This window comes from Pantoea sp. FN0305, assembly GCF_050113845.1.
GTDB lineage: Bacteria > Pseudomonadota > Gammaproteobacteria > Enterobacterales > Enterobacteriaceae > Mixta > Mixta alhagi.
Genome location: NZ_JBNJSN010000012.1, coordinates 36,256 through 61,190, shown reverse-complemented (window position 1 = coordinate 61,190; position 24,935 = coordinate 36,256). Strand labels below are relative to the sequence as shown.

Genomic DNA, 24,935 nt, shown 5'->3' with positions numbered 1-24,935 from the left:
ATAATATATGCATCTTTTTTTTGAGTGAAATAATGATGTCTGAGAGTAATAAAGCAGGACATACCTTTCTGGCCAGCCTGGGAAAAACCCGGCTGCGTCCCGGCGGCACAGAGGCGACCGAATGGCTGATGGCGCATGCCGGGCTAAATGAACAGAGCCGGGTACTGGAAATCGCCTGTAATATGGGCACCACGGCTATTGAACTGGTTTCGCGCTTTGGCTGCTATGTACACGCCGTGGATATGGACAAGCAGGCGCTAAGCAAAGCGCGTGAAAATGTCGCCGCCGCTGGTCTTAGCGAGCGTATCCAGGTCAGCGAAGCCAATGCGCACCATCTTCCTTTCCCGGATAACAGTTTTGATATGGTGATCAATGAAGCCATGCTCACCATGTATGCGGATAAGGCGAAACAGCGTCTGGTGCAGGAGTATTATCGTGTATTAAAGCCCGGCGGCTGTTTGTTAACCCACGATATTATGTTAACGCAGGGGCAGCTACCGGCCAGCGCGGATTCCCGGCTACAGCAGGTAGTGAAATCTAACGTTAGTCCGATGAGCAAAGAGAGCTGGCAGCAAATGTTCCTGCAGAGCGGCTTTAGTCAGGTGCAAACCCATAACGGTAAAATGTCGCTGATGTCGCCACGCGGCATGATGAAAGATGAAGGGCTATTAAGAACCGTGAAGATTATATTTAATGGCCTGAAGAACCGGGAAAACCGCCAGCGCTTTCTGGGCATGCTGCGTTATTTCCATGCGCAGCGGCATAATATGAATTATATCGTCTGCTGCTCACGCAAAGCCTGAAACGCGGCGGGCGGCGCACTCGCCCATACTGCCGGTGCCAGCGTTCTGTGCTTATACAGATGCTATCACGGGTAGGGGTGGTCAGGATGGGGATATTGCAATATTCGCTATTGTACCGGCCAATGGATTATTGGCATTTGCCACAAATATAAATAATCACAGCAGAGTCGGCTGCTGTGGCGCGTTATAGTCGGCATCTGGATAAGGGAGAGTTTACAGGGAGAGCACGGGAATGGATACCACAGAGGAACTTAACGGAACCTACTTTTATGCAGGAAGATCTAATCTTTCAGCCAGTGAATTACTGTTCATGATATTTTGCGAGAATGTAGCGGATCAACTCGGCGTTCAGGATTTCGGCGCTATTATTTCCATTGTTACCGGCCTTAATATTTTGTCGACCCGTGGAAAATTTGCTAATGCCACGCCGGGCACATCTTTAGCATCACGTGGAGCAAGAAAAGTGTTTGGTAATGCGCAGTTTCCATGGGGGCTGGAGCTTCCTTCTGTCGTCGGCGGGTACCCGCCTCATCGCCTGAAAATTCTCATGACACATAAAATCGGTACGTTTGTCGGCAGAGCCATTCCGATTGTCGGATGGGTTATACTCGCAAGTGATGTTTCTGTAATTACATTCCAGACTATAAAAAAATATAATTATCTTGCCAGAGGAGGAGATAAAATTTGGTAAGTGACACAGAGATACTGGCATTTTTTCGTGGTGAATTATCCAGGCAAGTTAACCGAAAGCTCCAGACGGTTCCGCTTGAGCTGGAAACATTGTTACAGGATTATGCGCCAGCCGATGAATTACCTTATGTGATTAGTGATTACAGTAACAAATATGGTGTTGATATTTCTGCTTTGGATATGCGCAACTACTTTCCCTGGGAAAACCTGCCATTAACTACCCGTGTTTTCAAAGGGCGTAATTTCAGGGCGTCAGTAATTGCAAACAGAAAACCATTGACGGTAAAAATGTTTGCAGAATCCGCCAGGGCGGGTCGCTGGTTGTATGATTAGCTTCGCGTGCAGGTAGCCCAGCCAGTGGTTTTTTTGATCTGATGCGTTGCCATATCTTGCCTGTTTCCGCCGTTGAGCAAACCACTATTCAAAGCCAGTGATATCCTGCGTCTGAAAATACCGCCTCAGCAACCGGTCAGGCAGCCCGCAGTCTGCGGTTTACAGCCGGATCAAGGTCGCTCTTTGACAACAAAGTTCACAATAAAAGTTGTGCCTGCTGACGTAACCAGGGTTAATTTGTTGTCACTAAGAATAAGCGCCCGCAACAACAGGGCAGGGAAATCAGGAGAAACTATGCGTAACACCACTAAGATTTTATTTTCGGGCGCATTGATCGGCGCGCTGGCATTTACTTCTGTTACCCATGCGGAAGGAGAGCCGCAGACCGCTCCGGCGGAAACCGTGCCGCAAACGCCAGCCCAGCAGGATCCGAATCAGGGCGTGCCGCAAACGCCAGCTCAACAGGATCCGACTCAGGGCGTGCCGCAAACGCCAGCCCAGCAGGATCCGAATCAGGGCGTGACGCAAACGCCAGCTCAGCAGGATCCGACTCAGGGACAAACTCAGGATGCGCCAGCATCCGCCGTGCCGCAGGAGCCTGCCGAGACTCAACCACAGGTTGAGCCGGCAACGCCTGATGCCGCAACGCCGGATACGGCTCAGCAGCAGCCGAAAGAGCCTTATGAAGTAACCGAATTCTTTAGCGATGCGCAGCGCTACACTATTGGTTCGGTAGTGCCGGAAAAGTATCGGACAAAGACCTACGAGATTACCGAATGGCAAAAACGCCACCTACCTGCGCCGGATGCTGACAGCCACTGGACCTATATGGGCGGTAACTATGTGCTGATTTCCAAAGCGGACGGCAAAATTATCAAAGCCAGATCGGGCGATATTTTCTTCCATTAATCAATTACCGGCCAGCAGCGATGCTGGCCGTTTTTTGTTCCCGTAACCTTAAGCCTTTATTTAATGACATTATGACGGAGCCGCCAAAAGCGGGCATCAAATGGGATGACATTATATCGCTTATAGAAGCAGTAGGCGGTGTCGTTAAGAAAAGCAGCGGCTCACGCCGGAAATTTCAACTCGGGAATACCAGGAAATCAGTTCATTGTTGATCTGCTGGAGCGCGAGTTATCCGCACGTTAACAGACCGCAGCCCGGCGGGCTTCTTGCTTTAACCGAAAAACTTACAGCCCTAAAACAACCTTTATCAATAGGATGCCTTAGGGCGTATCTTTGGGCTTAATCGCCTAAATGGCCGAATATGTTACCGGTGCGGCCTGATGTCGCTTTTAAGCCTGCGCAAAACGCTCGGCACGGAAGGTCGCAAACATGGGATGCGGCTCGCCGCTGATCATTTCTTCCGCCAGCAAATCACCGGCAATCAGCGCCAGCGTGGCACCGGAGTGAGTAAAGGCAACAAAGCAGCCCGGCACCTTTTCCAGCTCGCCAAAAACCGGATTGCCATCGCCAGGAATCGGCTTCAGGCCTATCTTCCAGCCGCTGGCGCGCAGTGCAGGCTTGCCAGCGATCAGTTTGCTGGCTTCATCCAGCAGCTCCTGCACCACCGGCTTCGGGATACGGTATTCGCCATCGCCAACAGCAGAAATATGCTCTTCATACCAGTCATGATCCACTGCCAGCGTGTTGCCTGGGTTGGGCCGTACAGCGGCGCGTGGCGTATTCATCACCACTTCAATCGGCTTATCAACGGGATCGGTGGTGACCAGCATTGAGACCGGTGAGCCGTCAGGAATAGTGACGCCAAGCGGTGCAACCACCTCCGGCGTTTGCGGCCCGCAGGCCACCAGCACTTTATCTGCCGACAGCTCACCGGCACGCGTGGTGCTGATGCCGCAGACGCGTCCGCTGGCATCGGTTTTCACCGTGGCCTTCCCGCCATGCTCAATCAGTTGACCGCCCCGCTGATGAAATTCTTCCATCAGCCACCCAATCAGATGCGGCAGGCTCACCCAGCCCTCACCGGCGTTATAAATGGCGCTGTTAGCCATTGCCTGCGGCGCAATATTCTGCGTAAAAGCATCGATATTTTCCGGGCTGACCAGCGCAGAGTCGTAGCCATGCGCTTTTTCATATGCGTGGCGCGCCTGGGTACCGCGATCGTCATCCGCAGCCCAGTAAAGGCCGCCGTCAAAACGCAGCCAGGGGAGATCGGGATGGTGGGCAAACAGCGTGCGATAGCGATCGATGCCCGCCATACGCAGCGCATGATATTCACGCGCACGTTCTCCAGCGGAATTGAGCCAGGAAAGGGAGCGTCCCGATGCGCCGGATCCCAGCGCCGCTTCGGTAACCAGCGTTACCTGCACACCCTGACGCAGCAGATGTACCGCGCTGGAGACGCCGATAGCGCCGCCGCCAATCACCACCACAGGTTTCTGATTATTTTTCAGTGACATCACGATGTTCCTTGTTCAGATAAGAAAACAGGCTGTCCGTTTCAGGCAGTGCGGACGGCGTAACGGGTATGTAAATCTTCAATCAGACGCAGCGCCGCCAGCGACTCTGCGGCATCTACCGGCAGCGGAGCACCTTCCAGTAATGCATTCGCCAGCTGGCGATAGAAAGCGGGATAGTCGCCGCGCTCGGTCTCGATAATGCGATCCTGGTTATTGCGGGTCAGCGTGCCCCAGCGGCTGGACTCTTCCAGGCCCCAGGCGGCATCCAGCGGCGTCATGCCGGTCGCCAGCGCAGGCTCCTGATTATCCAGTCCCCATTTGCTAAAGCCTGCCTGGCTGCCCAGCAGATGAAAACGCGGTCCCTGGCGCGCGGCGAGCCCGTTCATCCACAGCCGGGTACGCACGCCGTTAACGTGCAGCAGCGACACAAAGCTGTCTTCGTCGGCATCGGAAAGCGCGGGCTGCGTATGGCGCGCCAGCTCGGCGTAGCTGTCGGCCACCGGGCCAAAGAGCTGTAACGCCTGATCGATCAGATGGCTGCCAAGATCCAGCAGCAGGCCGCCGCCTTCTGCGATAGTTGCGTGGTCGCGCCAGTTGCCGAATCCCTGCGGTCGCCACCATTCAAAACGTGATTCAAAAATGCGGATTTCGCCCAGCGCATCCTGACTCAGCAGCTTTTTCACCGTCAGGAAATCACCGTCCCAGCGGCGGTTTTGAAACACCGTCAGCAGTGTCCCGGCAGCCCGGGCGGCGGCGAGCAGCGCCTCGCCGTCACGACTGTGCGGAACAAAAGGTTTATCAATCACCAGATGCAATCCGCGCGCAATGGCAGCTTGCGCCTGTGTGCGATGTCCCTGCGGCGGCGTGCCCAGCACCAGCAGATCCAGTTCAACATCACCCGCATCAATCAGCTGTAACAACGCGTCCCAGCTCGCTACCAGCCGCGCCTGCGGATAGCGCTGTCGGGCCTGCGCCCGGCGTTCAGCATCGCCGGTAACGATAACGTCCAGCGCAAAATGCGCATCGGCAGCGAGCAACGGCGCGTGAAACACCTGACCGGAAATGCCGAATCCCACCACCGCAGTACGAATTTTTCCCTGTATTAACGCCATTACAGTACCTCTGATAAAAAGCGGCGCAGGCGCGCCGACTGCGGATGTTCAAAGATCGCTTCCGGCGTGCCGGTTTCCACGATTTCGCCTTCATCCATAAACACCACCTGATCGGCAACTTTGCGGGCAAAGCCCATTTCATGGGTAACCACCACCATGGTCATGCCGCGCTGGCAAAGGTCCGCCATCAGGTTAAGGACGCCTTTCACCAGTTCAGGATCGAGCGCCGACGTCGCCTCGTCGAACAGCATTACCTCCGGGTCCATCGCCAGGGCGCGGGCAATGGCGACACGCTGCTGCTGGCCACCGGAAAGATCGCGCGGTCGATGATCGGCGCGCTGCGTTAACCCCACTTCATCCAGCCGCAAACGAGCAATCGCCATCGCCTGCTGTTTCGGTAGCTTTTTGATCTTCCAGGGTGCCAGCGCCACGTTTTGCAGCGCGGTATGATCGGGAAACAGGTTGAAATGCTGGAACACCATGCCGATGCGCAGGCGCAGCGCGTCCGGTTTATCTTTCAGCACCGAGCGGCCAGCAAGCAGCACATCGCCCGCTTTCGGCTCGTGCAGCCGGTTGATACCGCGCAGCAGCGTGGATTTACCTGAGCCGGAGGGACCGATAATGCAGGTGGTGGTGCCCGCCGGGATCTGTAGCGAGACGTTGCGCAGCACCTCGAGATCACCATAGGCCAGCGTCAGGTTGCGCAGTTCAAGACTGGCGCCGTGAAATGCCGCTTCCTGCTGGGGATCTGCGGCTAAGGCATTATTCAGCATACTGTTGCTCCCGATGGCGGGTGAGAGGGGCGGGTCGTCCAGTCTCCAGCGCTTTTCCGCTGTGCTGTTGCACTTCATCAACTTCTTTCAGCCCGCTTTGCGGGGTGCTGGCGCGGCGGCCGCCGTTGCGATAGCGCTCATCGATCACATTGACCAGATGCGTCATCGGCACGGTGATCGCCAGATAGAACAGGCCCGCCAGCATCAGCGGCGACAGGTTGCCGGTGAGCACGGCGGCATCCTGCCCCACGCGAAACAGTTCGCGCTGACCCACCATCAGCCCAAGCAGATAGACCAGCGAAGAATCTTTGATAATGGAGATAAACTGGTTTACCACCGCAGGCAGCACGCGGCGAATGCCCTGCGGGATAATGATCAGCGCCATCGCTCGCGCATAGCTCATGCCCAGCGCGCGGCACGCTTCCAGCTGACCTTTTTCCACGCTCTGAATACCAGAGCGGAAAATCTCGCCCATATAGGCGCTGGCGATCAGACTAAGGGCGAAAATACCGAGCGGATAGGGCGTAGGGCCAAACAGCTGATAGCTAAAGCGCGCCAGCCCTTGACCAATCAGCAGGATGGTTAAAATCGATGGCAGGCCGCGAAACAGATCGGTATAGATGCGCGACGGCAAACGCAGCCAGCGCGAAGGGGAAATCGCCATTAACGCCAGAATCAGGCCAAAAGTGGTGCCCAGCACCGTGGCGGCAAGAGAGATGATCAAGGTATTGATTAACCCCGTTCCCAGCAGCTGGGGGAAAACAGCCAGCATCGAGGGGAAATCGAAGAAGGTACGCGACAGAATCTCGAACAGGTCCATAGTAAGCACTCGCTTTTTTTAGGGGCCGGGATGTAAATATCCCTGCCCGGTGGATCGGGCTATTCGCTAAACAGGCGGTATTATTGTGCGTCGGGCAGGTACTGTTTCGGCATCGGTGAGCCCGGGAACCACTTCTCATAGAGACGTTTCCAGGTGCCGTCCTGCATCGCCTCTTTGATCGCGTTATCCAGCGCGGCTTTTAGCTGCGGTTTCTGTTTAGCAATCGCGATGCCGGCAGGCGCATCAAAAGAGGGAATATCTGCCGCATGAACCAGTTTGAAGCGGTCGGCGTAGCTTTTGGCTGCCTCGTAATCAAGGAAAACCGCATCCAGCGTGCCGTTATTAAGCGAGGAGATGGCGGCATTGTTATCGGGAAAACGCACCAGGTCGGTTTGCGGGAAATGCTTCACCGCATAGCTCTCCTGCAGCGTACCCTGCACCACGCCCAGCCGCCGTTTGACCAGCGCATCGACACTCTTTATACCGGTGTCGCTGCGCGTCAGCACCGACAGATAGCCGGCAAGATAGCCGGTCGTGAAGTCCACGGTTTTGGCGCGTTCCGGCGTAATGCCAATCGCCGCCACGCCCGCATCATACTGACCGTTCGCCACCGCAGGCAGAATGCCGGAGAAATCCTGACCGATAAAATCGACCTGTTTTATGCCCAGCCTGTGAGCGACGTTGGTAAAAAACTCAATATCAAAGCCGGTAAAATTGCCTGCGGCGTCGGTAAAGGTGTAGGGTTTCGCATCGCCCAGGCTGGCAACGCGCATATGACCCGGTTCAATCAGGCCATAAGGGTTATTATCCGCCGCGCTGGCCGGGATGGAGAGAGTGACGATTGAAGCCGAGGCGATGAGCGCAACGGCCATTCTGAACAGGATGTTGTGCGATTTCATAAGTAGTCCGTTTTTGTTGTCTAAACATCAACGACTATTGAAACCGGGGACGTTTAATTAGTATGAGTCCGGTCTCAATGCAGGTGCTGATTAGTGAGAAGTCCGCTTGTGAGACCGGTCTCAAATCAGTTACAGTGATATTAAGCACAGCCTTTCAGAGCCGTCAACGATCGATCCTTCAACCTGTGATTCGAATTAATTATGACAAGTAAAATGATGCGAATGAAAGCGCCTACCGCTGCCGATGTAGCGCGTGAGGCAAGGGTATCAAAAGCGCAGGCGGCAAGGGCGCTGGGCGGTTACGGCGCGGTCAGCGACGAGGTAATGACGCGGGTGCTGGCAGCGGCTGAGCGGCTGGGGTATCGCCCCAATGAGCTGGCGCGCAGCATGAATACCGGGCGCTCTAATACGCTGGGCGTGATAGTGGGCGATATTGAAAACCCGCATTTCGGCCTGGCGCTACGCGGCATCTCGGACGTAGCGCGCCAGGCGGGCTACCACGTTATCCTCAGCAACAGCGATGAGCAGGTGAGCATTGAGCAGGAGGCGGTCCGCGTTATGCTGGAAAAGCGGGTGGATGGGATTATCGTCGCCCCCAGTAGCTCAGCCGCCAGCGATAATGCGCATTTAACTCAGGTGCTGACGGAAGGGCGGGCGCTCACGCTGTTTGATCGGGCGGTTTACGATCTGGATGTTGAAGTGATCGGCGTCGATTTTACCCGCTCAGCGCAGCAGGCAACGCAGGAGCTGCTGGAGGCCGGGCATCGACGCATCGCCTACGTCACCAGTATGAATTCCAGCGAACCTTATCGCCGACCGGAAGATATGGGGCTGACGCCGGTTGCCCAGCGTATCGCCGGGATGGAGCACGCCTTCAGCGTGGCGGCGGTGCCTTTTATTCCGGCGCTGATCAAACCCAATGCACTGGATGATGCGGCTGTTGCGCGTATCGTCAGCGAGCTGTTTGATGACGCCGCGCCGCCCACGGCGGTGATCGCTTCCGACAGCCTGATTGCTCAGGCGCTGCTACGTGAGTTCCATCTGCGCGGCCTGCGCATTCCACAGGATCTGTCGTTTGTAATGTACGATAATTTCCCCTGGACGGAGATCGTTTCGCCGCCGCTGTCGGTGATCGCGCAGCCCGTCTATGAGATGGGCTGCGAGGCGGCACGACGGATTATTGCGCAGATCCGTGGCGAAGAGCCTGGTCCGATGCCGCAGTTTGAGACGCGCTATCTGCGTCGGGGTTCGACCGGACCGGCACCACTTTGATGTCGACCAAACCGATCCCCAGTTTGCGTGGGTCCTGCCCGATAATGTTGCCTTCATTAGAAAGCTCCGGCTCCGGCGGGGCGATCACCAGCTGGCGGCTGCCTGCAGGATTATTGAAGCGCAGCGTTACCGTGCTGACTTCATGGCCCAGCGTTAGCATCTGCTGCTGATCGCCTACACGAACCGGGATCGGATGTCGGGCATTAGGTCCAAACGCTTTTGCCCGGATCACCAGATCAAAACTTGGCGGCAGCGGCCGGGCGTACTCAATTGTCACCTCCGGCGCGAGGTTGGCGTTGGACCAGCGCCCCCAGCTTTCAGAACGGGAGATGCCGCTAAACGCTTTCACCGCCAGCGGCGCGCCCGGCACGTCGAATTTAAAGCTGTCGGCCTGATAGCGAATATCGTTGTCGGCGACTTTTAGCGCGGCAACGTTCTGCTGCCAGCGCTGCTTATCCAGCGGCCGTTGAGGGATATTGACCGTGCTTTCATAGTTCGCCTTATCAATATGCTGAACCTGCGGCTGCGCACCCAGTTGCCCCTGCGCCACGCAAAGGTCGGTGGATATGGCCAGCGCAGGCTGCCACAGGCGTGCCATCTTAAAGCAGCGATCCACCCAGACAAATTTATCTTCGGCGGCGAAGTCAGCCAGCTGGTAGCGCAGCGGCGCGGCATATTCGCCTTCCGGCAGCGGCTCAACTTTGTCTTTACCGATTTTCAGCAGCAGCGGCAGGCTAAAGTGCGCGCCGGAGAAGCTGATGCTGTTTTTCTGCTGGTCCACGCGAAAGCGCTCGATACGTTTTGGAAAGCCCCACAGCTGGATCACATCCGGCTTCCATTCCAGCACTTTTTTCTTCATCTCAAACTGCTCCGACAGCGAGCGATCCGACAGCGAACTGCGTCCCAGGGCAATGGCCTTATCGCCGCCCAGCAGATCCAGCACCGTTGCGCCGTTATCCAGCGAACTGCGTTTCATGCTCAACAGCTGCGGCTGTGCGCGATCGCCGCGAATAACCATAAACAGATTATCGCGCTGATGGGCGTTAAGGTATTTCCACGCGGTGTTGTTCATCGCCAAGTGATCGGAGGAGACCACAATCAGGGTATTTTTGGCCCACGGCGATGCCAGAATGCGCTCAATTAGCCGGGCAACATGCTCCTGACTACAGGCCACGGCGCTGAAAGACTGGTTGGGCTTACCTTCATAGCTGTAGCTTTTATGCTGGCAGCTACGGGAAATAAAGCCGTCAGGATGATGGGTATCTACCGTCAGGGTAAAGAGTGCAAACCGCTGTTTCTGCTGCGACAGCTGTTCGAACTTTTGCCATACCTCATCCATCACCGTATCGTCATAAAAGCCCCAGTTGTTGCGATAGGCGGGGTCCGCAACCCGATCTTTTAGCTCCTGTAAGCCATAGAGATGATCGATGCCGTGCGATTTCAGGAAAGTATCTTTTCCGGCAAAGCGCAGATCCGCGCCCTGGATAAACCAGGTTTGATAGCCGGAATTTTTTAAAATATCGCCAAGGCAAGTATTCTGTGGGAAAAAGCTGGAAAGCGAGGCGGAGGCGTTGCCTTCAAAGGGCGCGAACAGCGGAATGCCGCACTGCGAAGCCACCATACCGGCAATGGTATATTCGGTGCCCGGCAGCTGCTCGGTTTGCGCGAAATCCAGCGCCTGCTGCTTTCTGAGGCGGCTTAGCTCCGGCGCCAGCTGAGGAAATGCCTGCTCGTTAAAATAAGTGCGCTCCAGGCTTTCACCATAGATATAAACCAGGTTGAATTTGGGGTTAGCGATCTGCTTCTGCGGTTCGTGATACCACTGCGCAAAGTCAGATTCGTCGCCAGGTGTCTGCGAGACGAACAGGTCGGCGACCTGCTGAAAAGCGGGCGTGGTTTTAATCGAGGCAAGCGCCAGCAGCAACGCCAGCAGGCTGTAGCCGAAATGGTGCGGGCGATCGCCGCGCCGCCGCAGTAGCCAGGAGAGCAGACAGAACACCAGAAACAGCGCCAGTATCAGCCCGATGCCGGGCAGCACATATTTACTGACCCCCGCGCCGGTCAGGCTGTTGGTTAAGGTATAGAGCACCGCATCGTTAATCCCTTCGCCGGTAAAATAGTTGCTGGCGTAGAGCGTGGCGTTGAGAATGATAAACAATCCCAGCACCAGCAGCAGGGAAAGGTACCAAAAAGTGTTTCGTCCGGCTTTGTAAGCATAAATGGCAATGGATGCCACAAATAAAATGACTGAAAAGAGTTCAGACAACGGGATTTCCTCATGCGGAAACGGGCGACATGAGTGGCGCCAGGCTCGCTTTCTTTATCAGGGATATCACAGAATTTTTTCAATCTATCCTGACTGTCATATCCCTGCAATACGCGAAGTCACAACTGTCGGGCGGAGCGCGCAAATTCAGACATCGGACGTGACCTCATGCCAGAGATCGTCCATGGCTAACTCCAGTTTTTTAAACATCTGATAGCGCTTTGAGTGAAAAGTATGGCGCGCCTCATCCGGCAGCAGCACGCCGGGATTAAGCTGAACTGCCTGGGTTACGCCAGCGGTCAGGTTCGGCCATAAGCCGACGCCGACCCCAGCGCAAATGGCCGCACCCAGCGCGCCGGTCTCCATACAGGTCGCGACGCGAATGGGAATGCCCAGCACGTCAGCAAACATCTGGGGCCAGACGGCGCTGCGCGCTGCGCCGCCGGAAAGGGTAGCCTGGCTGAACGCTATTCCAGCGGCATGCAGGCGATCAATGTGGGCGCGATGTGCAAAGGTTACGCCTTCAAACAGCGCAAACAGCATATCGGCGCGGGTATGCCAGCCGCCAAGCCCGTAAAAACCTGCTCTGGCGGGGCCGGCTTTACGGCCGGAATAGAGGTAAGGATGATAAAGCGGCAGCTGCATATCAGGCCTGACCTGCGCCACCAGATCGCTGCTGCGTATCGCGCCCTGGCCGCCCCGGCCATCATCAAACTCACGTACAAACCAGTCAAGGTTGGCGGCGGAGGTGGCGCTGGCTTCGATCGCCATATAGCGATCGCGTTCAATAATGGAATTCATAAACACCGGACGCCGATATTCCGGCTTTTCGACCACCACCTGATTGATGCTCCAGGTTCCGGCGACAATCGAGGCTTCGCCACAGCTCACGACGCCTGAACCCACCGCGCTCGCCACCACATCGAAAATGCCCGCTACCACCGGAATGCCAACCGGCAACCCGGTTAAACGGGCTGCCTGTGGCGTCACCCGGCCTGTTACCGCACAGGATTCGTTCAGCGGCGGCAACAGCGCCAGCGCCTCCTCCACGCCATACAGCGCCATCAACGATGCGCTATAGCCGCGTTGCGCATAGTCGATCAGACCAGCACCGGCAGCGTCCGAATAGTCGGCGCTGACAGCACCGCAGAGAAAATGATTAATAACATCTTTGGCGCACAGAACGTGGCCGATGCGGGCATAACACGCCGGATCGTATTGCTTCAACCAGCGCAGCAGTACCGGCGTGGCGGCAGGCCAGGGCTTTTGCAGGGCGCGTTGCCAGATAAGCGCCGCATTCCCCTGCTGCTCCAGCTCGCTAACCAGGCCTGCGGCGCGCATATCGATCGACTGGATGCCCAGCAGCGGCTGCTGCTGTTTATCCAGCGCGTAAAGGCCGTTGCCGTGTCCGGCCGCGCCGACGGCGATCACCCGTCGGGCAGCATCGCCCGCCTGTGCCAGACAGTCGCGTACCGCCCGCTGCACGCCGTGCCAGACATCGGTTACTGGCCGTTCGGCGTAGCCGGGCTGCGGCTGGTGGGTTTCTCCGGCGCAGCCCGCCACCGACAGTACCTGACCGCTGGTGTCAAACAGCACGGCTTTGATCATGGTATTGCCGGCATCAATGCCGAGTAAGCAATGGCTCATCTGAATACCTCGCGTTTACAGGCGGCAAGCGAACTGTTTCGCTTACCTTCTGGCGATGCGATGGCGCACTGCTTAAGCGCCGGAGCGGCGTCAGGCCTGGCGGTAGATCTCCAGTGCTTCCGCGCCGCTGACGCCCTGATGGATAATCGCCATCAGCGCTTTAACCACACGCGTTGGGTTATCGTGCTGATAAACGTTACGGCCATAAACCATGCCCGCTGCGCCCTGGGCCATCAGCGCCGCGCTTTTTTCCAGCACCGCGCCCAGCTCGCCTTTGCCGCCGCCGCGTACCAGCGTTGGGCAGCGCGCGGCCTCCACCACACGGTGGAAATCCTCCACGTTTTCTGTGGGATCGGCTTTGATGATATCGGCCCCCAGTTCACGCGCCAGCCGCACCAGCGGCACTATCTGCGCTGCGTCGCCCAGCGAGCCGTAGGCTGGCCCCTGACCCTGCGCCGCCATCACCAGCGGCTCAATCATCAGCGGCATGGCATATTTATCGCAGGCGTGACGCAGGCGGCCAATATTTTCCACGCACTGCCGAAAGATGCCGGGTTCATCGGGGATTTGGTAGAGATTCACCACTACCGCCGCCGCATCCAACTGCAGCGCCGCCAGAATCGGCTCTTCCGGATTGTGCAACACCGCCCACATTTCCCGATGGCGCGCGGCGTTATAGGCGTTGCCGACGTCGGTACGCAGCACCAGCGCCGGTTTCGGCGTAGCAGCCTGCTGGAGCAGATCGGCCTGACCGTAGTTAACCTGAATGGCGTCCGGCTGTGCGGCGATAAGGCTACGCATCACGCTGGATATATCCTCCAGCCCCACAAGGAAATCGGGTTCATTGGCGATGCCGTGGTCGATCGCCACATCCAGGCATTTTCCCTGCTTAAACAGGCGATTCAGCCGCACTTTAGCGCTAACCGACATGCAACACTCCTGCGGGTTGGGATTGGCAAGCTAAACGTAGACCGGAGACGCCATGCAGGCGCGCCAGACGGGAGAGCGTCATCTCCAGCTGTTGCTGGCGACAGGCGTCGCTCCACGCCATTTCCTGCGCCATCAGATGGGCGATCTCCGCCATTAGCGGCGGCGTCAACTGACCAGAGATCCCCAGCGCGGTTCGGCGCAGCAGTAAATCTTCCAGCATGACCACCTGTTCTTCATGGATCAGCCAGCGCAGCTCGGTATCGCTGTAGTCGGCATGATGCTGCAACGGCTGCTCGTCCTCTGCGGCAATCAGGCGCAGCAGCAGTTCGGCACGGGTGCCGTAGCGATCCACCAGCTGAGCCACACGCGGTTCCGCCAGCTGATATTTATCGCTAAGCTCGCGGATCCAAATCGGCAGACGTTCATGGCAGGGGAAATTACGACCGCCGCCAATCGCCATATCGACGGTGCTGCGTCGGCGCTTTTCACCCAGCAGCTTTAATACCCGATCTGCCGCCTGTTCGCCGAAGCGCCGGAAGGTGGTCCATTTGCCGCCGACCAGATTCAGGATAGAAAAATCGTGGCTGGCATCCGGCGGGAAATAAACCAGCGAGTGGTTACGGCTTATGCGACCGCTGATTTCCGTATCGCTGGCAGGCAGCGGACGCACGCCGGAGAAGGTGTACACCACATCTTCAGCGCTCACGTTGATATGTGGAAAAATAAAGTGCAGCGACTCCAGGATATAGCGCTGCTCTTCCGGCGTGCAGGCGATATTTTCCGGATCGTCGACGCGAATATCGGTGGATCCTACCAGCACTTTGCCGTACCACGGAAACATAATGCAGACGCGCCCATCCTGATTTTCGTAATAGACCATTTCATCGCGCAGCTCTGCCAGCAGCGCCGGACTGTCGATGATCAGGTGCGATCCTTTGGTGCCGCCAATCAGGCGGCGCGGATCGGCCGGGGCCAGTTGCTGGTTGAGGTGATCGATCCAGGCGCCGGTAGCGTTGACCAACACATGCGGTTCAAGGGTAAAAAGCGTGTTGGTCAGGTTATCACGCAGCGTTACCCGCTCGCCGTCGCTTGACACCAGACTGACATAATTCAGCGCCAGCGCCCCGGCGTTACTCTGTTCCGTATCCAGCACCAGCTCGACGCCAAGCCGCTCCGGCGCTTTGATCCACGCATCATAATAGGTGGCGCTGTATTTCACCCAGACGGCAAAGCCGGGCCAGCGGGCGCGGGTTTCGGCGGTATTGTTCAGGCGATGGCGCGGCATGCTGCCCTGTTGCCGCGTGTAGAGATCGTACAGCGCGAGGCCGGTTTTTATCAGCAGCACGCCACGACGGGTCGGCTTTTCGCCGAGGCGCAGAAAGCGTTTGCTGGCGTTAATCAGCCCGCCGCCCCAGCTATCGATCGGCACCGTGGTACGCAGCGGAGAAACATAGTGAGGGGCATTTTTCAGCAGCCGATCGCGCTCCTGTACCGACTCTTTTACCAGATCAAATTCGCCGGTTTCCAGATAGCGCAGACCGCCATGGATCATGCGCGACAGTGCGCCGCTGGCGGCCTGACACCAGTCATCCTTTTCGATCAGCACCACCGGGATGCCCTGCAGCGCCAGCTCACGAAAGGTGCTGATACCGTTAATGCCGCCACCGACAACCAGCACCGGCACGCGATTATGCTGGCGCAGCGCAGCAAGTTTTTCCTGTCGGCTGCGCTTCACCACCACTTCCTGTTTCCGCATTCTTCTCTCCTCTGCCCGCCACGATTTGTGCAGGCTCAGCGTTAACGGCTTGCTTCTGCAATTATTTTCGCCGGGAGAGAAGAGGGCAAAAAAACAGCGGCTTAAAATACGTAACTGTGAGCCGGATCGATAATATGCTGTAAACCTGCCTGATCGTTACAGCTCACCGGTCAGGTATTGCGCGACACCGTTGGCAAAGCTCCAGTCGCCTTTTTCATTGGTGATAAAGCTGATCATCAGATCGCTGCCGCGCACGCCGCAGCTGCTTTCCAGTTCGCGGGCCAGCTCGGCCATAAAATGCTGCTTTTGTTCACTGCTGCGCGGGCTGGTATAGACCCGTACCATCACCAGGTTGTCGCTGCGCGTCAGGCCAAGCCCGGTATCTTCAAAGACCAATTGAAATCTTTTGTTTTCATGAACAATCTGATAACGATCGCGCGGCGGTACGCCAAACGCGGTCAGCACTGCCCGATGCGCTGCATCCAGCAAGGTTTTCAGTTCAGCTTCAGAGCGTCCTTCAATCAGATCAAATTGCAGTAATGGCATGCTTTTCTCCGTTATCGCGTGGTTGGATCCCTATCCTGCACGCGCTTTTAAAGGAGAAAAAGCGCTATAGTTGAACGCATTGTTTACTATTTTGAACAATCTGATGAATACGAAAACTGATGCACTCTGGCTACATTTGCACTGGCTTACGGTGCTGGCAGAGCAGGGAAGCTTTACCCGGGCGGCGGAGCGGCTTGAAGTCAGCAAAGCGGCAATGAGCCAGAAAATTAAACAGCTGGAGATGCTGGCGGGCGTCCCGCTGGTACAGCGCACCACGCGCAGCGTGCGACTGACCGAGGCGGGTGAGAAACTGGTGCAGGAACTACGCGCCCCCTTTGCGGAAATTGAACAGAGTTTTTACGCCGTGCGCGACAGCAGCGGCCCATTACGCGGGCTGGTACGAATAACCGCGCCGGTAGCCTTCGCCCGTCAGCAGCTTCAGCCGCATATTCGGGACTTTTTGCGCCTGCATCCGCAGCTGCGCATTCAGCTTGAGGTAACCGATCGACTGGTATCGCTTGCCAGCGAAGGGTTCGATCTGGCGATCCGCCACAGCAATGCGCTGCCGGAAACCCATGTCGCCCAGCTTTTATGCGAAACGCAGACCTTGCTGGTGGCCTCTCCCGCCTGGCTGGCGGCGCACGGCGAGCCGCAGCATCCACAGGAACTGAGCCAGCATGACTGCCTTTATTACCCGCGCGGCACTGAACTGCCGCGCTGGCGCTTTAGCGATCCGGCACAGCCACAGCAGGAAATGGTGGTAAATGTCAGCGGCCCGTTTGCCACCAATAACAGCGAATCGATCCGTGATGCGGCGCTGGATGGTCTGGGAATCGCCATGCTGCCCGATTTCAGCGCACGTCAGGCGCTGGGGGAAGGCCGTTTGCGTCAGATATTGCCGCAGTGGCATATCCAGGGTGCGTTTGCCCGCCACGTCTGGATCGTACGTCCGTGGGCGGCGCGGGTGCCACGCGCGGTGACCGAACTGAGCCAGTGGCTACGGCAGCGTTTTCAAACGGGCACGGTGGGATAAGCTTCACAGTTGCCCACACTGAATGTGCATCTTTTCTAAAGTTTTACAGGGGGTTGCCGATGAGTGCGATGAATTCCCTGCGAAAAACAATTAGACCTCCAACATTCAGGACAAGGCTTGTCTTATGACTACCCAATCTCACGTTACGCAACAGGCATGGCAGCTTGACGATGACATCACGCTCATGACCACCACCGATGCGCAAAGTTATATTACCTATGCTAATCAGGACTTTGTTGACGTCAGCGGTTATGAACGCGATGAAATTCATGGGCAACCGCATAATATTGTGCGCCATCCCGATATGCCGAAAGCGGCTTTTGCCGATATGTGGGCAACGCTGAAGCAGGGGCTGCCCTGGACCGGACTGGTGAAAAACCGTCGTAAAAATGGTGACCACTACTGGGTACGGGCGAATGTGGTGCCGGTGATCCGTAACGGTAAAATTACCGGCCATATGTCAGTGCGTATCAAGCCAGACGAGCAGGAAGTGGCCGCGGCGGAGGCGCTTTATCAGCAGATGCGCCACGGTAAACTGCGCGGCTGGCGGCTGCATCACGGGCTGCTGCTGCGTAGCGGTGCATTGAGTCCGCTTTCATGGCTGAAAACGATGCCGCTGCGCTGGCGTATTCGCAGCGGCGTTGCCTTTTGCTGGCTGAGCATGACGCTTAGCGCGATAACCGTCGGATTGCAGGGCGGCGCGCTTGCCGCCTTTAGCGGTCTGGCGCTGCTGATGGCTTTTATCACCTGCGGCTGGCTGGAATGGCAAATTTCCCGGCCGCTGGAAAGGGTATGCAGGCAGGCGCTGGATGTGGCGACCGGCGCGTCTCATCAGGTTGATCATTTTGACCGGGTCGATGAAGTGGGCATGACGCTGCGGGCAGTAGGGCAGCTGGGCCTGATGTTTCGCTGGCTGGTTAAAGATGTGCGCGATCAGGTCATGAGCGTGCATCAGGCCAGCGATGAGCTGGCGCAGGGCAATGAAAAAATCGCCAGCCATACCGAACAGACGGCAGCCAGCGTGCAGCAGACCGCTGCGACCATGAATCAGATGACCACCACGGTTAACAGCAATGCGGAAAGTACCGGGCAGGCGAATAATTATTCGATGACCGCCAGCAAAGCGGCGGTGCAGGGCGGCGAAGTGATGAAGCAGGTGGTTGGCACAATGGATGAAATCGCGCAAAGTTCACAGCAGATCGCTTCTATTACCGGCCTGATTGACAGCATCGCTTTCCAGACCAATATTCTGGCACTGAACGCGGCGGTTGAGGCAGCGCGTGCCGGCGAGCAGGGTAAAGGCTTTGCGGTAGTGGCTGGTGAAGTCCGGAATCTGGCAAAACGTAGCGCCAGCGCCGCCAGTGAAATTCGTGATTTAATCGCTGCCAGCGCGTTGAAAGTCACGTCTGGCACCGGTCAGGTGCATCAGGCCGGTGAAACCATTGCCGATATCGTGGAAAAAGTGCAGAACGTGACGGAGCTGCTGCAACAGATCAGCACCGCCACGCGTGAGCAGGGCACTGGCCTGAGCGAGGTCGGCAAAGCGGTAGAAGAGTTGGATCGCATTACCCATCACAACGCTTCGCTGGTAGAAGAGGGCGCGCAGGCCTCGGCGCGGATGAAAAATCAGGCGCATCGACTGGTAGAAGCGGTCGATGTATTTCGTTAAGCCGCTGTTCTGCTAAAACTCCCTGCCGGGAGAAGAGGGCAGAATGTCTTGGTCCTGGCTTTACAAAAAGCCGCGGTGATAAACCGCGCTGCTCCAGTAGCGGCTGCTGGCATGTTTTTCTGCCAGCCAGCCCTGCCGACGTAATTCGCGCGCAATCAGCTTATTCATAATTCCATGACCCACCAGCAACACAGTACCCTGTTCGCTCAGGCTAATCAGTTGGCTGGCGGCCAGCCTCGCGCGTTGACGCGCATGGCGAAAGGATTCTACCGAGCCGGAATAGCCGCACAGCCACAGCAGACGTAGCAGAGAGAGCCACAGCGTGGGTGGAAGCGCGGGCGTCGCCAGCGGTAGCGCAGGCAGCGCAACTTCCCGAAATATGGCGTCAGTGTACGTGGCGCGCAGGCCCAGTTTTTCCAGCGAGCCCAACGCACGCGGCAGCGGACTGACAACGATGATCTCTGCCTGTGCGGCGAGGTCGATACAGCGCTGCGGTGGCATATCGCTGATGAGCGCACTGTCATAACTGGCGATCCATTGCGCCATCGCTTTAGCAGAAAGATGCTGAGGTGAAAGGCCGCCCGGTTTACCGTGACGCATTAAAATAATCGGCATAGATTCTCTGGATGTTTAATTCCTGTAGACCTCTGAAATACACGTGATTCGCCAGGCTGCGTTAATAATTTCTACAAAACTTTTCCTGTCATCAAGCTGTCATTGCGCCAGGCCATTCAGGATCGCAGCCTCAGCTTAGGCGTGATGAGTTGCAGCATGCAAAGCAGGCTGGTCGCACGCCAGCCTGCCACCGCGTTACGCCCGCTGCGCGCGATACCAGCGCCAGGCATCCAGCAATAAAAACAGCAGCAGACTGATGCCCATGACCGGCAGGCTAAAGGCCAGCGCTGTTACCACCACCGCCAGCAACAAGCGCAGGCTAAGGCTCATGCGCTGCCAGGCCTGAATCAGCGTATCCGCCGGATGCTGTTGCGGCTGCGCGGGACGGCGCTGCCACCACAGACGATAGCCGAGCACAATCAGCACGCACAGCGCCAGACCAAACAGCGCCAGCACCAGCTGATTCGCAACGCCGAACAAAATGCCCATATGCGCATCAACGCCCCAGCGCGTCAGCTTTGCCAGCAGGCCAAAATTCGCGAATTCAATTTTATCGGTAACGCGCCAGGTATGGGGATCCACTGCCACGGCATCCACCTGCGTTGGCCAGCGACGATCGATTTCACCCACAATCCATGCTTTGTTGGCCTGATAAGAGGGACGGATTTCCAGCTTCGCCGCATCAATACCGCTGGTGCGCGCGGCGGCCAGCACGCCATCAAACTGGGCGGCGCTTAACGGCATATCCGGCGTGTGATGCATCATATGCCCATGATGCTCAGCATGTTCATCCATCATCATCGGCGGCATGCTGCTATCAAGCTGCGTATTTACCGCCGGGGTCAGCCAGCCATAATGCGCGCGCAGCACATTGATATTATCACCGGCCCAGCGTGACCAGGTGAGGCCGGTGGCAGAGAGAAACAGCATCCCGATCAGCAGTGCAACGCCCAGTAAGCTATGCCAGCTCCGTAGCCGCAGCAGGCGCTGCGTACGTGAGGCGCTTTCTTTTCTGACGCGACGCGGCGTGCGCTGTACTGCCCAGAGCAGCGTGCCGCCCAGCGCGGCCACCCACATCCAACTGGCGGCTAATTCGCTATAGTTACGCCCCAGATCGCCCAGCAGCATGCTGCGGTGAAGATAATCCAGGGTAGTACGCAGCGGCAAAATCCCGCTGGTGCCGTAGACGGTGAGATCGCCACGTACCGCCAGCGTTTTGGGATCGATAAATATCGCCCGCGTTTCTGACGGCGCGCTCTCCGCGAAGCGGAACATCACGCGCGTGGTTTCCGTATCGCTTGATGCCGGACGCACGGCGGCAATTTTCGCCTGGCTGCCGGTATAACGCAGCGCCGCATCGATCTGTTTTGACAGCGGCTGGGCAGGGCCTGGCGCATTGGTCGTTAGCTGTTGCGCATAAAGATAATTTTCAAGCTGCGGCGTCAACACATAGAGCGTGCCGGTGAGCGCAGCGACAAAAATAAAGGGTCCGATAAACAGGCCGATGGTGAAATGTAACCGACGCATAAGCTGCAGGAATGCCTGTGCATTCTGCGTTTTTTCAATCTGTGCCGAGGCCGTCGGCACGATTTTTTCCGACATAATGGTTCCTTTGCCCGATTGCGGGCTGTAGAGAAGGCGTTGGGTTAAACGAGTGAATACCCGCTAACCGGCGGCCCGCGCGGTCGGAACCAGATCGGGATCCAGCTGGCAACAAAAGGTTGTAGCTGGAGAGGAGCGGCTGGAATGGCCTCTTGCAGTAGCGTCCAGAGCTGCGGCAGGCGAACGGAGTCCAGCGGCAGATGGATTAACAGTACGCAGTAACCACAGGCGCTGTCGTCCATCATCGACATATGATAATGCCGGTGATGGGAAACATCGGCGAAGGAGGGGAGCGCGGCGATCTCTGTAGCCGCATGATGGTGAACATGTTCCGCTACTGGCGGGCTTTGTTGCCTGGCACTGTCTGCCGCGCAGCCCTGGTCATGGCTCGCGTCTTCTGCCTCTGTGGGCTCACTCATCGCCATTGCTGACATATGCGCCATCATCAGCGAACTATAGCCGTGTTGAGCCATCAGCGATTTTGAAATCACCGGGGCGACAAACAGCAGCAGCATAGCCAGCAGCGCCAGCCATGCCGGGAAACGGCTGCGGGCGATGGCGAAAGAGATCAGCGACACAAAAAATCCTGAAAAAAATAACCGCGTAATTGTATGCGAATTATCCGCCCAGCAATAACGAATTAAGCTGAAGTCGGATCATTTTGGCAAACATCCACCCATACGGCATCGGTAAGCTCCGCCATTCTTTCTGGCGAAATCCGCACTGCGCTATGAATCGATCCTGCCGCTGGCAGCACTTCGGCAAAGCGTCGCAGGGAAATATCGCAGTAAACCGGCAGAGGGTGCTCAAGGCCAAAAGGGCAGACGCCGCCGGGCGGATGCCCCGTCCAGTTCAGCACCTCATCGGTGGTTAACATGCGCGCTTTCGTGCCCAGGGTTTCTTTTAGTTTGCGGTTATCCAGACGAAGGTCGCCGCCGGTCACGATCAGGATGACCTGATTCTTCACTTTTAACGACAGGGTCTTGGCAATCTGTCCTGGCACAACGCCATGCGCTTTAGCAGCAAGAGCCACGGTTGCCGTGCTCTGGTTTAATTCAATGATGGCGATTTCAGGGGCTCGCTCGGCAAAGTAGTGCCGTACAGACTCCAGGCTCATGTTGTGTTGCTCTTCACAATAAAAACGGGGGTGATAAAGCTGCCATAACCGGGAGGATCTGTAAACGTCAGGCGGCGGTAAAGCGCCGCCGCACCAGAAAAGAGCGCGCCTGCTCTGCGGGAAAATCAGACGGATTTCAGGGTGCAATCGCCGCAGCGCTCTACGGCGGGCAGGCGATAGCGTTGACAGCAGCTGCGACGCTGCATTGCGCCGTCACGCGGAATGACGGTGCGGTAAAGCGGATTATCGCTGCCGTCCAGCAAATGGCGTGAGAAAAACAGCGCATGCTCCAGGGTAAGCAGCGTGGCGTCATCTACCCAGCTTTTCATCTCGCCTAAAAACCAGTGCATCAGATAACCGGTATTATTCCAGATAAGTTTGGCGTTGATTTCGCCATGCTGTTCGATGCCCTGGACCGCAGGGATCAAATGCTTCTGGATAAGTCGATCGATACGTTGATGGGCGTTCAGGTAGCGTGCATCTTCATCTTCATGCACATCGATCCAGAACTTTGCCGGACGGCCGCTTTCATGGAACTGCAGATGAAAATGTTCCAGCGAGCAGTCGAGCGCGCGTTTTTCCATTACCAGCGCCAGCATCAGCGGCGGCACGATAAGGCCAAAATACCACTGCGCCCAGAGAGATTGCAGCGGCTTGGCCTCGCGCGGCATATCTGCATGCTCACGATAGATCTCATCGCCATAGCGCGCCAGCAACTGATTAAAGTGGGCGCTTTGTGACCATTCCGGCTGGATAAGGGTATCGCCAGGAGCGGCGTCATTCAGGGTGATAAACTCAAGGAACCAGGAACGGTGTTCGCTGAACAGGCTATGCAGCGCAGCGCTCAGCGAACTGTCGCTCTGCATAAAGATCACTGGAGACGAACCGTACTCATAAGCCTGACGCGTAACGATGGCCATAGGGCTTCCTGTGTAATCCACTACCGAAATGGGGATAAGAAAACAAATGATAATCGTTCTTGATTGTATCCAGGAAGGAATAAGGTGGCAAGTAGGGGTTTCGCTGTATTGTCGACAGGATGTCTCCAGCGATCTGGCGTATATAACCAGATAAAAAGTCAGGTTTTTAGCAAAAGCAGAAAATCATTCTGCGCTATGCGCAACCGGCATGTAAAAATGCCAATGTAAAAATAAGTGCCTGCATTCTGTTGGTTGCTGACTGATTTTTTATTTAGCGCGGTTGAGTGGATAAGTGCTTTTTAATTTTTAATTTGTATTAAGGGAGATTATTTATCATGGCTAAATAATCCCTCAAATAAATGATGAATTTACCATTAAATTAGAACTATCGGGCGGTTATCAGCTTTTTTTCGCAAAGCTCTTCCCAGGAAAGAATAGTATTTCTGCCGCGATTCTTTGCCACATATAAAGCCCGATCGGCATTTGCCAATGCCTGTTCAAAATCTTCTTCGATTATCGGGGCAATACCGGCGCTAATGGTGACATGTGTGGATACACGATGGTTAAACCGATGGGGAATTTCCAGATCCAGCACGTACTGGCGAATACGCTCTGCCAGCTTCATAGCAATAGAAGCATTAACATTGGTCATCAGAACCAGAAACTCTTCACCGCCATAACGGGTCACGATATCCCGCGAGCGTACCGCATCACGAATTGCTGCCGAAACGCGCGTCAGCGCCTGGTCGCCCATTGCATGACCATAGTTATCGTTGTAGGACTTAAAATTATCGATATCAAGCAGCATAACGAAGTGGCTGCCGGTCTGGTTCTCTAAAAGGTTCTCCAGTCGGTTCTTCAGGCCGCGACGGTTATAAAGGCCGGTAAGCGGATCAAGCATACTCAGGTCGCTCCAGGTCTGTTTCTCCTCATACAGTTGAAACAGCAAGCGTCGCGTGAAATGGTCGCTGCGACGCTGCATCAAACTCTGAAGCGTAAAGCCGAGCAGCGGTAGCGTGATGGTAAACAGCAGCGTCAGCGGATGCTGGCCGCGATCGAGCAGCATGACGGTGAGGGAAGGCGGCGCGATATGCAGGCAAAACGCCAGCAGGTGTTCATTCAGGGAGATAGTACCGATAAAAAAAACCGCCATCAGGCTAATCAGCAAAAAACTACCGTCAAAATAAAAAACCAGCTCGCTTTTATGCGCAATCAGCCATGACCAGAGCCCGCCCATAATTAAAGCGGTAAAAGATAACAGCGGCCATTTTTTTTCAGGTTTCAGGATCCAGAAGGCTAATTGCAATAAACTCAGCACAACTATCAGCATTGCCGGCAAAGAGAATGAAAGATTTTCTCCTTTATTTATCGGTAACATAAAAAAAAGTGATGTTGCCATGTTTAAAAAAAGATAAAGCATTAACGACAGGCGGTATTTGCTGTGCAGCAATTCTTCATACGTTTGTAATTTCATTTTTATACACTCGTGACAGCCCTGAAATATCAAAGCGCCATTACCACAGTAAATGAATTTACTCTGGAAAGGGTATTGAGTAGTTATTATTGGTGTCTGGAATCAGATCAATCCTGGCAATCTATCACTTTCTAACTGGTCTGTCATCTTCGTGTATAAAGATTCTACAAAGGAAGAGTGCAAAATGATAAAAGCTATCATATGATACTGGTAATCATTATCATTTGGTGGT

At 56.0% G+C, this 24,935-nt stretch carries 23 protein-coding genes and 1 pseudogene; 8 read left to right on the top strand and 16 right to left on the bottom strand.

The features are described 5' to 3' along the window. Positions 1-35: 35 nt before the first annotated feature. The 5 genes from ACQE3Y_RS19130 (at position 36) to ACQE3Y_RS19110 (ending at position 2,947) form a co-directional block, all read left to right on the top strand. Positions 36-803 (top strand): class I SAM-dependent methyltransferase, encoded by a 768-nt coding sequence (locus ACQE3Y_RS19130; RefSeq protein WP_426975174.1) that lies wholly within the window; start codon positions 36-38, stop codon positions 801-803. 232 nt (positions 804-1,035) lie between these two features. Next, complete coding sequence (locus ACQE3Y_RS19125; RefSeq protein ID WP_426975173.1) at positions 1,036-1,494, top strand: STM2901 family protein; 459 nt, start codon at positions 1,036-1,038, stop codon at positions 1,492-1,494. Continuing rightward, the gene (locus ACQE3Y_RS19120) at positions 1,488-1,826 is read left to right on the top strand and encodes a DUF1493 family protein (RefSeq protein WP_426975172.1); all 339 of its coding nucleotides are present in this window, start codon (positions 1,488-1,490) and stop codon (positions 1,824-1,826) included. The genes ACQE3Y_RS19125 and ACQE3Y_RS19120 overlap by 7 nt, the downstream gene beginning before the upstream one ends. 294 nt (positions 1,827-2,120) lie before the next feature. Continuing rightward, positions 2,121-2,735: an RcnB family protein gene (locus ACQE3Y_RS19115; RefSeq protein WP_426982299.1), complete on the top strand. Its 615-nt coding sequence runs from the start codon at positions 2,121-2,123 to the stop codon at positions 2,733-2,735. A gap of 20 nt (positions 2,736-2,755) precedes the next feature. Continuing rightward, positions 2,756-2,947: a type II toxin-antitoxin system HicA family toxin gene (locus tag ACQE3Y_RS19110; protein WP_426982298.1), complete on the top strand. Its 192-nt coding sequence runs from the start codon at positions 2,756-2,758 to the stop codon at positions 2,945-2,947. Positions 2,948-3,124: 177 nt separating this feature from the next. On the opposite strand, the gene ACQE3Y_RS19105 is transcribed toward ACQE3Y_RS19110, so the two are convergent. The 5 genes from ACQE3Y_RS19105 to ACQE3Y_RS19085 all read right to left on the bottom strand — a co-directional run bounded on the left by ACQE3Y_RS19105 (position 3,125) and on the right by ACQE3Y_RS19085 (position 7,856). Beyond that, positions 3,125-4,252, bottom strand: a complete 1,128-nt coding sequence (locus ACQE3Y_RS19105) for an NAD(P)/FAD-dependent oxidoreductase (RefSeq protein ID WP_426982297.1) — start codon at positions 4,250-4,252, stop codon at positions 3,125-3,127. A 41-nt stretch (positions 4,253-4,293) separates the two neighbouring features. Continuing rightward, the gene (locus ACQE3Y_RS19100) at positions 4,294-5,364 is read right to left on the bottom strand and encodes a Gfo/Idh/MocA family protein (protein WP_426982296.1); all 1,071 of its coding nucleotides are present in this window, start codon (positions 5,362-5,364) and stop codon (positions 4,294-4,296) included. Beyond that, positions 5,364-6,137, bottom strand: coding sequence for an amino acid ABC transporter ATP-binding protein (locus ACQE3Y_RS19095; protein WP_426982295.1), 774 nt, complete (start codon positions 6,135-6,137; stop codon positions 5,364-5,366). The genes ACQE3Y_RS19100 and ACQE3Y_RS19095 overlap by 1 nt, the downstream gene beginning before the upstream one ends. Beyond that, complete coding sequence (locus ACQE3Y_RS19090) at positions 6,127-6,957, bottom strand: amino acid ABC transporter permease (RefSeq protein WP_426982294.1); 831 nt, start codon at positions 6,955-6,957, stop codon at positions 6,127-6,129. Before ACQE3Y_RS19090 ends, ACQE3Y_RS19095 begins: the two co-directional genes overlap by 11 nt. Positions 6,958-7,037: 80 nt before the next feature. Then, positions 7,038-7,856: an ABC transporter substrate-binding protein gene (locus ACQE3Y_RS19085; RefSeq protein ID WP_426975166.1), complete on the bottom strand. Its 819-nt coding sequence runs from the start codon at positions 7,854-7,856 to the stop codon at positions 7,038-7,040. A 201-nt stretch (positions 7,857-8,057) separates the two neighbouring features. Between ACQE3Y_RS19085 and ACQE3Y_RS19080 the strand changes: the two genes are divergently transcribed. After that, positions 8,058-9,128, top strand: a complete 1,071-nt coding sequence (locus ACQE3Y_RS19080) for a LacI family DNA-binding transcriptional regulator (protein ID WP_426982293.1) — start codon at positions 8,058-8,060, stop codon at positions 9,126-9,128. On the opposite strand, the pseudogene opgB reads toward ACQE3Y_RS19080, so the two are convergent. From opgB to ACQE3Y_RS19055, 5 genes and pseudogenes are all read right to left on the bottom strand, one after another. After that, positions 9,115-11,394, bottom strand: a pseudogene (gene opgB / locus ACQE3Y_RS19075) (phosphatidylglycerol--membrane-oligosaccharide glycerophosphotransferase); the annotation flags it as partial. The gene ACQE3Y_RS19080 and the pseudogene opgB sit on opposite strands and share 14 nt — an antisense overlap. A gap of 147 nt (positions 11,395-11,541) precedes the next feature. After that, positions 11,542-13,041 carry an FGGY-family carbohydrate kinase gene (locus ACQE3Y_RS19070; RefSeq protein ID WP_426982292.1) on the bottom strand — a complete coding sequence of 500 codons (1,500 nt, stop codon included), beginning with the start codon at positions 13,039-13,041 and terminating at the stop codon, positions 11,542-11,544. A gap of 90 nt (positions 13,042-13,131) precedes the next feature. Beyond that, positions 13,132-13,971: a class I fructose-bisphosphate aldolase gene (locus ACQE3Y_RS19065; protein WP_426975163.1), complete on the bottom strand. Its 840-nt coding sequence runs from the start codon at positions 13,969-13,971 to the stop codon at positions 13,132-13,134. Further along, positions 13,961-15,727: an FAD-dependent oxidoreductase gene (locus tag ACQE3Y_RS19060; protein ID WP_426982291.1), complete on the bottom strand. Its 1,767-nt coding sequence runs from the start codon at positions 15,725-15,727 to the stop codon at positions 13,961-13,963. Before ACQE3Y_RS19060 ends, ACQE3Y_RS19065 begins: the two co-directional genes overlap by 11 nt. Positions 15,728-15,883: 156 nt before the next feature. After that, positions 15,884-16,273, bottom strand: coding sequence for a tautomerase family protein (locus tag ACQE3Y_RS19055; protein ID WP_426982289.1), 390 nt, complete (start codon positions 16,271-16,273; stop codon positions 15,884-15,886). 100 nt (positions 16,274-16,373) lie between these two features. Here ACQE3Y_RS19055 and ACQE3Y_RS19050 point away from each other — a divergent pair, with 100 nt between their 5' ends. Together ACQE3Y_RS19050 and ACQE3Y_RS19045 are read left to right on the top strand one after the other, a co-directional pair. Further along, positions 16,374-17,306: a LysR family transcriptional regulator gene (locus ACQE3Y_RS19050; protein WP_250652663.1), complete on the top strand. Its 933-nt coding sequence runs from the start codon at positions 16,374-16,376 to the stop codon at positions 17,304-17,306. 124 nt (positions 17,307-17,430) lie between these two features. After that, positions 17,431-18,975, top strand: coding sequence for a methyl-accepting chemotaxis protein (locus ACQE3Y_RS19045; protein WP_426982288.1), 1,545 nt, complete (start codon positions 17,431-17,433; stop codon positions 18,973-18,975). Between the two features lie 60 nt (positions 18,976-19,035). Here the strand turns inward: ACQE3Y_RS19045 and ACQE3Y_RS19040 are convergent, their stop codons facing one another. The 6 genes from ACQE3Y_RS19040 to ACQE3Y_RS19015 form a co-directional block, all read right to left on the bottom strand. Further along, complete coding sequence (locus tag ACQE3Y_RS19040) at positions 19,036-19,590, bottom strand: histidine phosphatase family protein (protein ID WP_426982287.1); 555 nt, start codon at positions 19,588-19,590, stop codon at positions 19,036-19,038. A gap of 195 nt (positions 19,591-19,785) precedes the next feature. Continuing rightward, the gene (locus ACQE3Y_RS19035; RefSeq protein ID WP_426975158.1) at positions 19,786-21,192 is read right to left on the bottom strand and encodes a PepSY-associated TM helix domain-containing protein; all 1,407 of its coding nucleotides are present in this window, start codon (positions 21,190-21,192) and stop codon (positions 19,786-19,788) included. Between the two features lie 44 nt (positions 21,193-21,236). After that, the gene (locus ACQE3Y_RS19030; RefSeq protein ID WP_426982286.1) at positions 21,237-21,770 is read right to left on the bottom strand and encodes a DUF2946 family protein; all 534 of its coding nucleotides are present in this window, start codon (positions 21,768-21,770) and stop codon (positions 21,237-21,239) included. 62 nt (positions 21,771-21,832) lie between these two features. Further along, a complete protein-coding gene (locus ACQE3Y_RS19025; protein ID WP_426975156.1) occupies positions 21,833-22,309 on the bottom strand; it encodes a YbaK/EbsC family protein in 477 nt (158 codons plus the stop codon). A 125-nt stretch (positions 22,310-22,434) separates the two neighbouring features. Continuing rightward, on the bottom strand, positions 22,435-23,229 hold the full coding sequence (gene fhuF, locus ACQE3Y_RS19020) for a siderophore-iron reductase FhuF (RefSeq protein WP_426982285.1): 795 nt from the start codon (positions 23,227-23,229) through the stop codon (positions 22,435-22,437). Between the two features lie 385 nt (positions 23,230-23,614). Then, positions 23,615-24,703: a diguanylate cyclase domain-containing protein gene (locus tag ACQE3Y_RS19015; protein ID WP_426982284.1), complete on the bottom strand. Its 1,089-nt coding sequence runs from the start codon at positions 24,701-24,703 to the stop codon at positions 23,615-23,617. Positions 24,704-24,935 lie beyond the last annotated feature (232 nt).